Source organism: Nostoc sp. CHAB 5715, from assembly GCF_020829685.1.
Classification (GTDB): Bacteria; Cyanobacteriota; Cyanobacteriia; order Cyanobacteriales; family Nostocaceae; genus Nostoc.
The window spans coordinates 1-14,829 of record NZ_JAIVFR010000044.1; the positions used below are offsets into that span (position 1 = coordinate 1).

General features: G+C 41.5%; 10 protein-coding genes. 5 read left to right on the forward strand and 5 right to left on the reverse strand.

Going from position 1 to position 14,829, the window contains the following annotated elements:
• Positions 1-329: 329 nt before the first annotated feature.
• On the reverse strand, positions 330-578 hold the full coding sequence (locus tag LC574_RS38450; protein ID WP_306422079.1) for a hypothetical protein: 249 nt from the start codon (positions 576-578) through the stop codon (positions 330-332).
• A 42-nt stretch (positions 579-620) separates the two neighbouring features.
• Positions 621-1,247: a chloramphenicol phosphotransferase CPT family protein gene (locus LC574_RS04255; RefSeq protein ID WP_229451642.1), complete on the reverse strand. Its 627-nt coding sequence runs from the start codon at positions 1,245-1,247 to the stop codon at positions 621-623.
• A gap of 972 nt (positions 1,248-2,219) precedes the next feature.
• Here LC574_RS04255 and crtD point away from each other — a divergent pair.
• From crtD to LC574_RS04270, 3 genes are all read left to right on the forward strand, one after another.
• The gene (gene crtD, locus LC574_RS04260; RefSeq protein WP_229451643.1) at positions 2,220-3,740 is read left to right on the forward strand and encodes a C-3',4' desaturase CrtD; all 1,521 of its coding nucleotides are present in this window, start codon (positions 2,220-2,222) and stop codon (positions 3,738-3,740) included.
• Positions 3,741-4,217: 477 nt separating this feature from the next.
• Entirely contained in the window at positions 4,218-5,324 is a 1,107-nt protein-coding gene (locus LC574_RS04265; protein ID WP_229451644.1) for a saccharopine dehydrogenase family protein, read from the forward strand.
• Between the two features lie 449 nt (positions 5,325-5,773).
• A complete protein-coding gene (locus LC574_RS04270; RefSeq protein WP_229451645.1) occupies positions 5,774-6,163 on the forward strand; it encodes a hypothetical protein in 390 nt (129 codons plus the stop codon).
• Positions 6,164-6,267: 104 nt separating this feature from the next.
• Here the strand turns inward: LC574_RS04270 and LC574_RS04275 are convergent, their stop codons facing one another.
• Positions 6,268-7,566 (reverse strand): sodium:proton antiporter, encoded by a 1,299-nt coding sequence (locus tag LC574_RS04275; protein ID WP_229451646.1) that lies wholly within the window; start codon positions 7,564-7,566, stop codon positions 6,268-6,270.
• Between the two features lie 306 nt (positions 7,567-7,872).
• Here LC574_RS04275 and LC574_RS04280 point away from each other — a divergent pair, with 306 nt between their 5' ends.
• Positions 7,873-8,142 (forward strand): hypothetical protein, encoded by a 270-nt coding sequence (locus tag LC574_RS04280; RefSeq protein WP_100900343.1) that lies wholly within the window; start codon positions 7,873-7,875, stop codon positions 8,140-8,142.
• A gap of 694 nt (positions 8,143-8,836) precedes the next feature.
• Here LC574_RS04280 and LC574_RS04285 read toward each other — a convergent pair.
• Complete coding sequence (locus LC574_RS04285) at positions 8,837-9,985, reverse strand: glycosyltransferase family 4 protein (RefSeq protein ID WP_229451647.1); 1,149 nt, start codon at positions 9,983-9,985, stop codon at positions 8,837-8,839.
• A gap of 63 nt (positions 9,986-10,048) precedes the next feature.
• Positions 10,049-11,218 carry a glycosyltransferase family 4 protein gene (locus tag LC574_RS04290; RefSeq protein WP_229451648.1) on the reverse strand — a complete coding sequence of 390 codons (1,170 nt, stop codon included), beginning with the start codon at positions 11,216-11,218 and terminating at the stop codon, positions 10,049-10,051.
• 853 nt (positions 11,219-12,071) lie between these two features.
• Here LC574_RS04290 and LC574_RS04295 point away from each other — a divergent pair.
• On the forward strand, positions 12,072-14,372 hold the full coding sequence (locus tag LC574_RS04295; RefSeq protein ID WP_229451649.1) for a hypothetical protein: 2,301 nt from the start codon (positions 12,072-12,074) through the stop codon (positions 14,370-14,372).
• Positions 14,373-14,829 lie beyond the last annotated feature (457 nt).

Consider the following 14,829-nt stretch of genomic DNA (forward strand, 5'->3'; position numbering starts at 1 on the left):
ATGACTAAATAATCCGAAAAATTTTTAGTCTACTTCAGTAGACTTGAGCTATTAGCCTTGGAATTCATTCCAAGGCGGGCGTGGAAGCTAACAGATAATAGATTTCTAGCTTAAGTTGACACGTATGGGCAGTGCCCTTACACATCGTGATGTAATATTGTACAGGTAGAACGATTTACCAGCCTTGGAGAAATTGCTGGGGAAGAAGTTTTGAGTGAGTTGTTTACTTTGTATTCAAAACCAGTGATTCGGCTGAATTCGGTCAAAACATTAAGTTGGCAAGCACAACTTGATAGCGCATACTTTGTTTCGCCTAGAAAAGCATATCTTTAATTTAACTCTCCCATAAGTTCGGGAACTGCTCCCATAAGTCCGGGAGCCGCTCCCATAAGTTCGGGAGCCGCTCCCATAAGTTCGGGAGCCGCTCCCATAAGTTCGGGAACTGCTCCCATAAGTCCGGGAGCCGCTCCCATAAGTCCGGGAGCCGCTCCCATAAGTTCGGGAGCCGCTCCCATAAGTCCGGGAGCCGCTCCCATAAGTTCGGGAGCCGCTCCCATAAGTTCGGGAGCCGCTCCCATAAGTTCGGGAGCCGCTACAGTTGCAATATTGATAACGATAGCTTAAGTATGGTATGCTGCGAGTCGTTGGAATGCTGACGGCGTTGGAACATCTGCGAGGTGCTGGCGTATCACCTCAGCACATGCACCTGGGCTTAACAACGAGGTATCGACTTCAAGATCATAGATACCAGGGATGTGGACTTCACGTTGCCATAACTGAACTGGATGTGGCATTAATGAGTAGGCTGTACTTCCCACTTTCCCCCCTGTCTTTTGTCGCCGTTCCATAATGATTTCAATGGGGCAACGAACGCCTACGAACAAGACCGGCAATCCGTTCAAACGCCGCGCACTATCGGCCAGAATGCCCCGTGGGATTGCGTAGGCGTCATGGTGTCCAACATCAACCACGACATTCAGACCCAAGCGGCTGTGGGCGGCGATGGACTCATACATGGCGCTGTACAGAATGGGAACAAGGGGTTCGATGTCCTGGCGTTCTCCCCCTGGCCGCAGACCGATCCCAGGCAGGTATCGTGGGGGAGTCATTTGCATAAACCTATCGACACCCAAGTTCATCCACAGACCATCAAATGTCTCCTGGATCACTGCGACAATGCTTGACTTCCCCGATCGCGGGACACCATTCAGGATGATAATCTGTCCTAGCTCCTGTGTCTGCCCCATGATCACTCCTCGCGTCTTTAATATATAGTTAGCAGTTCCACGTTAAGGCTAAAATGTTGAATCGGCAATTGAAAATGCTTCTACCTCAGCCATGAAGCATTGGCTGAGGTAGAGATTTAATTGTGAGTGCAAGCACATTGCAAGGTAGACCGCTAGCATTACGAGTTAGACGCTAAAACGGCTATAAAGATTTTAAAAGGGACAATTTCTAGTTTACCCAGTGCCACAAAGTTGGTTGAAGATTGCAGCAATCTATTGCCGTTGATTTCAACTTTTTTGGGTTTAAGTTGATCCGCCCGTGATTCAAATCGCGGGATAATATAGCGATCGCTCGTTTGTATGCAATAGACTTTGACCTCTCTCCTAAGAGGAGCTACGGTGTACACACAAGTCGAATTACCCTCCTTAATCCCCCCTTAGAAAGCTACGGTGTACACACAAGTGCTGTCCACATAGGTTTCAACTTTTTTACCTACATTTTGTCAGAGTTAAACTGTCACACTCACCGACATCCCGCCCAGAACTAAAGTTCAGGGCTAATAGCTGAAGTCCACTTAAGTGGACTAAATTGATCGTTCAGTCCACTTAAGTGGACTTCAGCTATGAGACTCGGAATTCATTCCGAGGCGGGATAGAAACGCAGTGCGAGATTTTTTAATAAAGATAGACTGCGACAAGACTTGTGTGTACACCGTAGCCTTAGAAAGGGGGGAGACCGGAAATCTAGTTCCCTCCCCTTTATAAGGGGAGGGTTAGGGTGGGGTAAAACCTTGGTTAATCAGCTATTTCAGACTTGTGTGTACACCGTAGCTCCTAAAAGGAGAGAGGCTTTAAATCTTACTCCCCAACCCTAGTAGGAAAGGGGTTGGGGGTTAGGTCCCTATTGGACTCAACTGAGAAATCGCACCCTCTTTAACTTAAAGATTAAGGTAAAATTATAATTAAAAATATTAAGAATTTTAAAGCTAATCAATGTCCAGCATTACTCTTGACAAAAGTAACTCTCATGTCGTGGTTATCGGTGCGGGAATAGGTGGACTGACTGCTGGAGCATTATTAGCTCATAGAGGTTACAGCGTCTTAATTTTAGATCAGGCTCTTGTACCCGGAGGCTGTGCTTCGACGTTTAAACGCCAGGGATTTACCTTTGATGTGGGCGCAACTCAGGTGGCGGGGTTGGAACCAGGGGGAATTCACCACCGGATTTTCTCAGAATTGTCAATAGATTTGCCACAAGCAACGCCTTGCGACCCTGCTTGTGCGGTATATTTACCTGGGGAAAGCACACCGATTAATGTTTGGCGCGACCAAGAGAAATGGCAAGAAGAACGACAAAAACAGTTTCCTGGTAGCGAACCATTTTGGCAGTTGATGGCAACTTTATTTGATGCTAGTTGGGAATTTCAAGGACGCGATCCGGTGCTACCACCACGTAATTTATGGGATTTGTGGCAACTAGCGCAAGCGGTGCGTCCTAGTACATTAATTACTGTACCCTTCACTTTGTTTACGGTAGGAGATGCTTTACGGTTATGTGGACTGGGAAATGACCAACGACTGAGAACTTTTTTAGATTTGCAACTGAAGTTGTATTCTCAAGTTAATGCAGAACAGACAGCATTACTTTATGCAGCCACAGCGTTGAGTGTATCCCAACTGCCCCAAGGATTGTTTCACCTCCAGGGAAGTATGCAAGTATTAAGCGATCGCCTGGTACAATCCTTAGAAAGAGATGGCGGCAAATTGTTGATGCGCCACACTGTAGAACAAATCAAAGTAGAAAACGGCAAAGCTACTGCTGTAGTCATTAGAAATCAAAAAACTGGGGAAGTCTGGACAGAAGCCGCAGACCATATAGTTACCAATGTCACCGTGCAAAACTTGGTGCAGTTATTGGGAGAACAAGCGCCATCTGGATACAAAAACCGGGTGGAAAAACTACCCCAAGCATCGGGTGCATTTGTGGTGTATTTGGGTGTAGATGCCAGCGCGATTCCGCCTGAATGCCCTCCCCATCTACAATTTATGTACGATGTCAATGGCCCCATTGGCGAGAATAATTCCCTGTTTGTTTCTGTTAGTCATCCTGGAGATGGTCGCGCACCGGAGGGGAAAGCGACAATTATTGCTTCTTCATTTGTCGATCCTACACAGTGGTGGCAGACTGATGATTATGAAGGACTAAAAGAAAAGTTTACCCAAGAAGCGATCGCTCGTCTTGCCCAATACTTTTATCTCAAACCAGAAACTATTATTTATCAGGAAGCCGCAACACCGCGCACCTTTGCTCATTTCACAGCCCGCGATCGCGGTATAGTTGGCGGTATTGGTCAAAGAATTCCCACCTTTGGCCCCTTTGGGTTCGCCAATCGTACACCAATCCAGCATCTATGGTTAGTTGGTGACTCCACCCATCCAGGGGAAGGTACTGCTGGGGTGAGTTATTCGGCGCTAACAGTAGTTAGGCAAATTGAGGCGCAAAAAGTAGATTAGGTTCATCTAATTCCGCTATCGTAATTAATTATTAGTGACAACACCCCAGATCGTAATGGGGTTTAATTCCCCTGCCTGTAGAGGCAGCACGTTTTGTGTCGGGGTAAAATCCCCGTTACAAAACGTAATTGCGAATTGCGAATTGGTTTAACTTCCGTTTTTGCACGGTTCTGATACTGTTGGTCAATTCGCTAGGGGTTAAACCCCCCCATCCCTAAAATCCTGGTTTTGCGTTGCTTTCCCGCCCTGCAATAAATTGCGGGCTAATAGCTAAAGTACGTTGAAACGCACTGAAATTAAAGAAATTAAGATGGATTGGGGCTGATGGCTTAGACTCCCTACCAATTCGCCAACAGTATCCGGTTCTCGGCTCAATGCTAAAACTCCTCCTTCCGTGGCAGGTAAGTCATACCTGTAACCGATGGCAAACAGTACAGAAAACTGGTGAAATAAGGTTAGTGTTGCTAATCTGGAGTAATGACAGACAGCGTTTTAATTCTTGGTGGACGGGGGCGGATTGGTAGCAGTGTTGCTCAGGATCTCGCTACCCATACGCAGGCTCAAATTACGATTACTGGACGTTCTGCGGAGTTTGGGAAGGCTGTTAGCTTGTCTTCTGGAGGACAAGTGCAGTTTTTGGTATTGGACTTGGCAGAAGTTGACAAGTTGCGAGATGCGATCGCAAACTCTAACTTAGTCATCCATTGTGCTGGGCCATTTCACTATCGAGATACTAATGTTCTCGAAACCTGTATTGCTCAAGGCGTTAACTATATAGATGTCAGCGACCATCGTTCTTATACCAGCAAAGCTCTCAATTTCAGTGAACAAGCTGCTGCTGCTGGTGTGACGGCAATTATTAATAGTGGTATTTTTCCTGGTATTTCTAATAGCATGGTGCGTCAGGGGGTTGAACAATTTGATAAACCAGAAAAGATCCATTTAAGTTATTTAGTTTCCGGTTCTGGCGGTGCTGGCATTACAGTGATGCGGACAACTTTTCTTGGGTTGCAGTATCCTTTTGAGACTTGGATAGATGGAAAATGGCAGATAATTAAGCCTTATAGTGAAAGAGAATTAGTTGAGTTTCCACCTCCTTATGGACGCACCGGAGTTTACTGGTTTGATATGCCAGAAACCTTTACACTACCCAAAGCCTTCCCATCAGTAAAAACTGTAATTACTAAGTTTGGCTCTGTTCCCGATTTTTACAATCACCTAACTTGGATTGCTGCACATATTTTTCCCAAGTGGTTAATGCAGCGTCGTTACATGATTGAATTTCTGTCTCATGTCAGCCATTCGATGACAGATGTCACTAATAATTTTAGTGGAATTGGGGTAGCAGTTCGTTCAGAAGTTACAGGGCAAAAAGATGGTGAAACTGCCGTTTATTGTTCAACTGTAGTGCATGAAAATACAGCTGTGGCTTCTGGTTGCGGCACAGGTAGTATTGCCCAGTTATTGCTAGAAGGTAAACTTAAGAAACCAGGTGTTTTTGCTGTGGAAGAAGCGCTACCAACAAATTTATTTGAAGAGGTAATGCAAAGCCGAGGAATTAAAATTAATCACAGTTGGTTATAGGTGAATACGTTTGGGTTAAGCACACTGGGTGAGAATTTCATCCGATTTCACGAAATATTCAGATACAGAGGTAGGGGCGTACAAATGTACATTGGTGTCAATTTAACGTAAAAGCCATGTCCCGCAAGGAACTGAAGTTCCTTGCTAATAGCGAAAGTCTTCTTTTGATGACTAAATATAGCCAAAAATCTTTAGTCTACTTCAGTAGACTTTAGCTAAAAGCCAAAGAACTTTAGTTCGAGGCGGGTGAGTCAGCCAACAGTTAAGCTATTTCTAGGCTTTTGTTGACACCAATGACATCTGTACGCCCCTACTATAGGCAAAAATTAATATACCTTGCGGTAGAAGTAAAAACTGTACCTAAACATCTAGGATGCCTGTGAGCCTGAAATCTTGAATATATTTATACATCACCACGGCTCATAAAATAAAAACAGGAGCGTTTTTTTGTGCAAAAAATTTTATTAACTTTAAAGCAAGCGTTACGTTCAAGCTTTTTGGTCGTTGGTTTAATTATTTTCATTAGCTTGTCAGGTTCTTTCATTTTCGTTCAGCAAGCTAGTTATGCAACTACTCTTGAAGAATTAAAGCTAATACCGCCAGAGTATAAACCAAATTCTGAAGAAAAAATTAATCGTGCTAACGAATTTGATCCTGGTGTTGGTGTTCAAGAAGAAGAACGACAAGAAGCTTATGAGCAAGCAATAAAAGATTCAAAAAATCTTAATACTCTAGAGAAGACTTACGAAAGGAATTTGAAGGCTGAACAAGAACAAAATCCCCCAGAAAGTTTTGGGGAAAAAGCGAAAGAAGTTATTGAAAAGGTGACGGGTAAATAGGGAATATAGACCTAACCCCCAACCCCTTCCCTGCAAGGGAAGGGGAGTAAGATTCAAAGCCTCTCTTCGGTTTTGAGTCACAGGTTTAGAAAATTAAATTACTTTTACTCAAATTCATCTATTGTGGCGGGAGGATTAGGGTTTCTCTGATTAGCAATATTGCGCTCATACCATTTCATTAATGGAGTTGCACTGATGCCATGTATAATCACAGAAACTACAATAGTAGTATAAGTTATCCAAGCAATTTGTTCGGCAACTTCACCTTTTAAGCCATGACCAAAGGCATAGGCGAGATAATATAAAGAGCCGACACCGCGAATACCAAACCATCCAATCAACCACCTAGTTGCTGGATGAAAGGTTCGGCGGTGTGATTCTACAGGGCGTTTGCCTATTGTGCTAATCCAAACTCCTACAGGTCGGATTATGAAGAATAATAAAACTATCACTAATAAAGATTGCATAGCATAGTTGAGCATTGGTTGCAATAATAATATTGATCCCAATAGTAGAATTGTTCCAACTTCCAGCAGTTTTTCAACTTTCTCAACAAATTCCAACTGTGCTAGCGGTTTATCAGAATTTCTGTAACTGCGTTGGACAACTAAACCAGCAATAAATACTGCCAAAAATCCATAGCCATTCACCATCTCTGTTAAGGAATAAGTTAGTAGAATTGTGCTGATAGCAATAAAATCTTCCATTAACTCATCGGTACGACGGCGTTTTTGAATTCTTTTTTCAATCCAAACTATAGATTTTGCAATAACAAATCCCATAACAATGCCAGCTGCGATCGCCCAAATTAAATCAACCGCGATCCACTGTTTAAACCATTTCTCCCAGTTGTCATCTTTTAATGCATGAAGACCAAAATAAACGAAGGGAAAAGCTAAAGCATCATTTAACCCACCTTCAGAAGTTAAACCAAATCTCAACTCATCTTGGTCGTTTATATCTGTCAGTTGTACTTCTGATGCTAATACTGGATCGGTAGGTGCAAGAATTGCTCCTAATAAAATTGCTTCCCCCCAATTCATCCCTAAAAACAATTTACCCACAACAGCCAGAGCAAAAATTGAAATTGGCATCAGAAATACAATTAACCGGGCTGTAATACCCCAACCCACCAACCTTATAGGACGAACAATTCTTAAGCCGCAGCTAAACACAGAAATAATTACTACAAGTTCTGTTATTCTTTCCAGCACTTCGGCATTAAAAACTTCATCTCGACGTAATTGAATCAGCCCAAAGGCGTAAGGGCCTAGCAAAATACCAACTAGTAGATAGATAAGGGCAAAAGAAAGAGGTAAGCGAGCAATCCAACCTGACCCTAATGTGACCATCAGCAGAAGTAGACCAATTATAAATAAGTCAATAATATAGATATCTACCATATAGCGATTTATATAAAAATTAGGCGTTACTTTGTAAGCTTAGTTGTAATAGCTTGGTATTAGAAATTACCTATGGGCAGATTTTCTGGAATTGGGGATTGGAGATTCACACCCGCCAGCAAATTTGGGAAGAACACACCTGTGCGCTCCTACTAAGCGTATTGGTCTATATTCCCTATTTTCTCACTCAGATATCGCCAGTTTTAGTACAAATATACTATAATGAAGATAGCGTTCACAAAGCCTAGCCAAATATATAACGGCTCTGTGAAAACCTTCTGGAAGATGGATTCAAGGGTTAGTTCGATGATGAAGCATTACATTCTCAACCTCAATCCGACTGCCAAGCATGAATGGGATCGGTGTATTTTACGTGACCCGTTAACTGCTAAACGCCCAGACATTGCCAAGTTAATTGCTGAAGCGGTTGGTGCTGATACAGGCAGTTATTTAGTGAGCGTAAATATCGAAGTTCAAGTTTTGGAGCAAGCCGCAGTCCCTCAAGCCGAACAACTCTCGCTTTCATTTCCAGAAGTGAGTGTGCCGTCACAACCACAACTGCGGGAAGCGGCTTGAGCTAAAGTGCAGAGTTTAGCAGAAAATAAAGTCTGTATAAGCAGGCTTACTTCGTGTAGCCGCAGACTTCAGTCTGACGGCTAACGGAATCATGAGTATATTTGACTTGAGAGGAAAATTATTACAGCTATTTTCAGGTAAATAGACCACGCGGTAGGGGCACAGCATTCTCATTGGTATAAAAGCGATTAGCGGTTAGCGAGCTTGCGATTAGTTTTAAACAAGCCGCCCAATATGAGCGGGGTATTAACCTCCCCAAGATTAATTTTTCGCCCACGAGGGGCGAGGCATGTACCGGGTTAATAGCTAATAGCTAATAGCTAACAGCTTTGTCAACTTAAGCTAAAAATCGCTTATCTGTTGGCTTCCACGCCCGCCTAGAACTAAAGTTCAAGGCTAATAGCTAAAGTCTACTGAAGTAGACTAAAAATTTTTCGGATTATTTAGTCATCTAAAGATGACTTAAGCTATTAGCAAGGAACTGAAGTTCCTTGCGGGACATGGCTTTTACGTTAAGTTGACACGTATGAGCATTGCTGTACCCCTACATCAGATGTGGTCAAATACATGAAAACTGCTGTAAATGATGCAACTGAGTCATTATCCAGCTGCGTTGGGCGAAGCCCTTGCCGAAGGCATCGCACAAGCTGCCCAACGGGCTAATGAAAATCATTGCGATTCATGAAGTTCTTAACTAATTACTATTAAATTTACTTACTAATAGTTTAGCAATGTAATTATTAATAGCTGTCATATCAAAACGTTGACTAGCGCTAGTTCTGGCATTACTTGCTATAGTTGCAGTTATTTCCGTTTCCTGAAGACAGGTGATAATTACTTGTGCAAGTTCCTGGGGTTCTCCTGGTGTCACGAGAAAACCATTAAATCCATGTTCTACTAATTCCATTACACCGCCAGCTTTTGCTGCAACTACAGGTTTTGCACATAGCATCGCCTCTACAATCACTCTACCAAAGGGTTCTGCGGAAGTAGAGGTATGTGCTACCAAATCACAAGCTGCCATTAACTGGGGAATATCTGAACGAAATCCTAAAAATTTGACGCGGTTTTCTAATCCCAGTTCAGCAACTTTTTGGTGTAACTGTTGAGCGTAATCTTGTTCGCCAAACAGTGCATCACCCACTAAAATTGCTGTCACCTCTGGCGGACATTTGGCAAGGGCATCAATTAAAATATGCTGCCCTTTCCAAGGTGCAAGACGGCTAAAGTGTCCGACTACAAATTTTCTTTGCAATCCTAACTGTTGCTGTAATTTATTAATCTCAGACTCATCATTTTTATAATTCTTTGGATCAAAGCCGTTATAGACAACTTCGATGATATCTGGACGTCCTCCTGCTTGCACAAAGGCTGTTTTACTTGCTTGGGAATTAGCAATTACTAATGATGCAAAATGATTAGCTAAGTTAATAGCAATACGAAGATTCGTTTGGCTAAAATGCTCTTTGGAAAGGATATCATGTAAATGATAAACCAGAGGGCGACGACTGAAGAAACTTGCTAATGCTCCGACAACTAATGCTTTTTGGGTGTTGGCATAGATTAAATCGTATTCACGCGCTATTTTAACTACCTTAGTAATCAAAGGAGCAAGTTGTCCCAGACTCTTTAATCCTTGTAGCAAACTACTTTCTTTGCGAACTTGGATTGCTTGAGTTGCAATAACTTCTACTGGGATATTATTTTGCTGCAATAAATCTTTAAATGGCCCATCTGCAAATAAACCTACCAAAGCGCGATCGCCATAAGGTTTAGCAATATCTATTAAACACAATTCTGCACCGCCTGGTTTACCACTTTGGTCTAAGAAAAGAATTCTCATGATACCTCTATTTTATCTAATTTGATCAACGTAGCACCCCTAGTATTTATTACAATCAATTGTTTAAGCTAATAAAATCTTCCGTACTTGTTGGGCGATCTGATTCCAGTCGTAATGTGTGGTGGCGTACTGGCGACAAGCTGATCGTGAAGGTATAAGGATATTTCCCAAAAGCACTTGCTCTAATTTTTCAGCAATGGCTGAGGCTTCTGTAGAAGTAGTAATTAAATCGGCTGAAAATCCTGATAAAATTTCTGGCATTCCCCCAACTGGGGTACATAAAACAGGAGTACCGCAAGCTAGAGACTCGATTATTACTAATCCAAATCCTTCAAAAGATTGACTAGGCATAACAGTCAATTCAGCAGCTTGATAAGCTATAGGCAATTGCTCATCAGGTAGAAAACCTAAAAATTTAACGTTGTCATCTAGTCCTAATTCTGTAGCTTGTTGTTGTAGTGCAGCTTGGATGTGACCACGACCTGCGATCGCTAGCCAAACATCTGGTATTCTGGGCTTAATTATAGCCAGCGCTTGTAATAATTTGTCAACTCCGGTTCGATGTACTAAGCGGCGTGATGTAAATATTATCCGGCGATTGCTAGGCCAGCCTAGCTTTGTACAAGCCTCTTTGGGTGATAAATTTGGTTGAAACCAGTTAATATCAACTCCACCAGGAATAATATTAATTTTGCTCCACGGTACTTGATATTTATCATGTAGAATTTTACCAAATGCTTTGCTCAAAACAATGAAGCGATCGCAGCGATTATAAGTGTTTTGTTCTATTAGCCAATGCTTGATCAAAAGACTGAGATTTTTATTAACCACTTCTTGCTGACTCTCAGAAGCCCAAGGCCCATGAAAGTTAAAAGTAACTGGTACTCCCTTTGGTAAAATATCTAAAAGAGGAAAGCTATATAATGCAAAGTGCAAATTAATAGCATCTGGTTTGCTTGTTCTTGTTTTTTGGAAATTAGTGCGAATTGACCATAATCTTTGCCAAATAGCGCTATCAACAGAAGCCAAGTTAGTCAGCTTAATCGGCGAATTTATTTCAGCCTCTGGTAGACCGACTCCGCATAATTCAACCTGGTCTTTATTTGCAACTAACTTATGAGTTAGTTCATAAATATACCTTTCTAATCCTCCGGGACTTTTGGGAAACCAGCCTAATCCAAGGGTGAGAATAGATGCAGATGATGAAGCAAAATTTTCTGTTTTATTTTCCACTGATGTGTCTCCTATAAATATATTAAAACAGGCGTACATCTGTCATAAGTGTCAATTTAACGTAAAAGCTATGTTCCGCAAGGAACTAAACTTCCTTGCTAATAGCAAAAGTAATCTAAAGATTACTAAATATCCTCAATAATCTTTAGTCTACTGAAGTAGACTTTAGCTAAAAGCCAAAGAACTTTAGTTCCAGGCGGGTGAGGAAGCTAACAGTTAAGCTATTTCTAAGCTTTTGTTGACAAAGCTGTTAGCTATTAGCTATTAACCCGGTACATGCCTCGCCCCTCGTGGGCGAAAAATTAATCTTGGGGAGGTTAATACCCCGCTCATATTGGGCGGCTTGTTTAAAACTAATCGCTAATCGCTAACCGCTAATCGCTTTTATACCAATGCACATCTGTACGCCCCTACAGCATGTTTCAAAGCTGAATCACTAGACTAAATACACATTATCAATAAGATTTTTAGATAGAACACCAATTTATAAACTATTTATATATCAACGTCAACAACGAATAAAAACTTGTATTTTTATTAACTACATAACACTGGCTTGGACACATCTGATACTTGCCAATTAACGAAGGTGAATTCTAGATAGGGAAAGACAAAAACCACTATAAATTAATAGTTATAGAACTATCCTGTATTAATGTTTACCAGATTTAATTACTTTTAAGTAAAAAATCATACTTTAAATAAGGTTTTCAAAATATTAGCTGAATAATCATAAGAATAAGGTAAATCTTGTAAAGATTATGTAAAGTTGTTGGTTATTTATAATAATTATATTTTTGGCGGATTTTAGAAAAAACAATTGTATATAAATAATTAAAAGCTTAAAGAATATATGAAAAATAAATTTATGGCGCAGTTAAGAAAACTCTGTCACAAATTCAACAATCAGCACATCAAAAAGATATTAAAGATTAGATATTTACAAAAAAACAAAACTTTAAACTTTTTACTCAGTCTGACTGTTGGAGTCATTGTTACTACTTTTGGAATTACAACAGACTGGGCGACAACTGGAACACGCACGCTTATCTACAAAACATCGTCGATAAGTAATACTATTGCCAGTGAAAATCTGCGAGTACAAAACAATACGGTAACATCCACACCTACTTATAAAACATCGTGGATAGGTAACACTTTTGGTAGTGGAAATTTGCGTGTACAAAACAATATTGAGGCAATGTATGTTGCCCCTGATGGCACAGTTTATACTAACAGCCATTGGGATGAGGCGGGAATGGAAGCAGCCATCTATAAAGATGGTAAGGTTATTGGTGCTATTGGGGATACTCACGGCTGGAGTCGTGGCGGTGGCATAGCTGTAACAGCAAATAGTAAATATATTTACATTGCCATGACTCAGGGATCTAAGGGCAAAACCAATGAAGATTACCCAGCAGAAGGAACAACTTGGCATTGCGTTAGACGTTATGATTTGTCAGTAAAACCTGCGCCTTTTCCTAATGGGCGTGGCTGGGATAAAAGTATGCTAATTGCCAGTACTAAAAGTGAAGTCACTGGATTAGCAACTGTGGGAAATGAGTTGTATGTGAGTGATTTTGCTACTAACCGGATTCGTGTCTATGATACTGATACGATGAAGGAACTCCGTAGCTTTAACGTTGCTAATCCGGGAGCAATAACTATTGATCCACAAAAAAATCTGTGGATTATTCAAAGTAAAAATGGTAGTAAGCCTGCCAAGATTCTCCATTATTCGCCGAGTGGAAAGCAATTACCCCAACAGATTGCAGATATCGTTGAACCAACTGCGATCGCAATTGATCGTCAAGGTAAGCTGTTGGTGGCAGAAAATGGGCCACGTCAGCAAATGTTGATTTATGACATCAAAGATCAGCCAGTACAGGTGGGTAGTTTCGGCTGTAAGGGCGGTATTTATGCAGGAGTTGCTGGTGAAGTTCGAGATTTGAAACTTTATGGACTTACCGGAATTGGTACAGATGCTTCAGGCAATATCTATATAAATAATAATGGTTTCAACAAATCAGGAACAGATTTGCGGAAATTTTCGCCATCGGGAAAACTAATGTGGCGATCGCTGGGATTGATATTCGTCGATAATGCAGATGCCGATCCTAAAACTGATGGTGTAGATTTATTCACCAAACAAGAACGCTATCTCATGGATTACAGTAAGGCTGCTGGTAAGCAATGGACTTACAAAGCCTACACTTTAAATGCTTTCAAATATCCTCAAGATCCACGTCTGCATACATCACCAGATGGAACCTTTGTTCGCCGCATCCAAGGGAAGCCGTTCTTGTTCCTCACAGATATGTATAACAGCTTTTTGCAAATATATCGTTTTAATCCAGCCACAGATGGTAAAGTAGCTATCCCAGCCGGAATGTTTGTCGGTAGCAATGGCGCAGATAAACCATTTCTTACCGGAAATTGGCCACCGCATCAACCAAAACAAGGGGAATGGATCTGGCGCGATCGCAACGGAAATGGCAAATTTGAAAAGAACGAATATGATACTAGCAAAGATTATCCCTATATCGGCGGATGGTGGGTAGACAGCAAAGGAGATGTTTGGAAAGCTTTGCGAACAGAAGATGGCATTCGACACTATCCTTTACAAGGAATAGATGCTAAAGGCAACCCCATCTACAGTTATAGTTCGATGGAAAAGCAAACTACTCCCAAAATATTTAACGATTTGCGGCGGATCGAATATTTCCCCCAAACAGATACCATGTATTTGTCAGGCTTTACAGTAGATCACCCTGCATTCGGTGACGATACTGGAGTTGCTGGATCTGAAATTGCCCGTTTTGACAATTGGAGTCAAGGAAATCGTACTCCCCGTTGGCGGATTGTGATTCCCCACGACACCACCGGCAAACGTGAAGTGTCTACAGCAGCGATGAGTGTGGCGGGAGACTATGTATTTGCCGTGACAGTTAAAACCGCACAGGTATACGTCTATAATGCAACTACGGGAGCGCAAGTACAACAGTTAAAACCAGGCCCAGAAGTTGGCAGCGAAAGTGGCTGGATTGATATACCCTATGGTATCCGCGCTTTTCGCCGTTCTAATGGTGAGCATCTGGTATTTGTAGAAGAAAATTGGAAAGGAAAAGTGATTATGTATCGGCTGGCGGGGTGAGCATTTATATTATGTCCGCTTGATTAGTTATTAAACCCAAGAACTGATTAACTGAGGTTTTAGCGTCAGTTTTACCCCACCCTAACCCTCCCCGATGTATTGGGGCTACCGTGTACACACAAGTCGAATTTCTTCTTAAATCCCAAAGATTACCTACTTAATCGCAGTGATGGTTAGGGTGGGGTAAAACTAAAGCTAAAACCTTAGTAAATCAGGTTTCAAATGAGGTTTTGAGAATTTATGCAATAAATATATTGAATTCGGGTGGTCGTTTATTGAATTCGGGTGGTCGTTTATTGAATTCGGGTAGTCGTTTATTGAATTCGGGTGGTCGTTTATTGAATTCGGGTGGTCATTTATTGATTTCGGGTGGTCATTTATTGAATTCGGGTAGTCGTTTATTGAATTGGAGGTATCGTTCATTGAATTCAAGCAGTGGTTAGGGTGGGGTAAAACC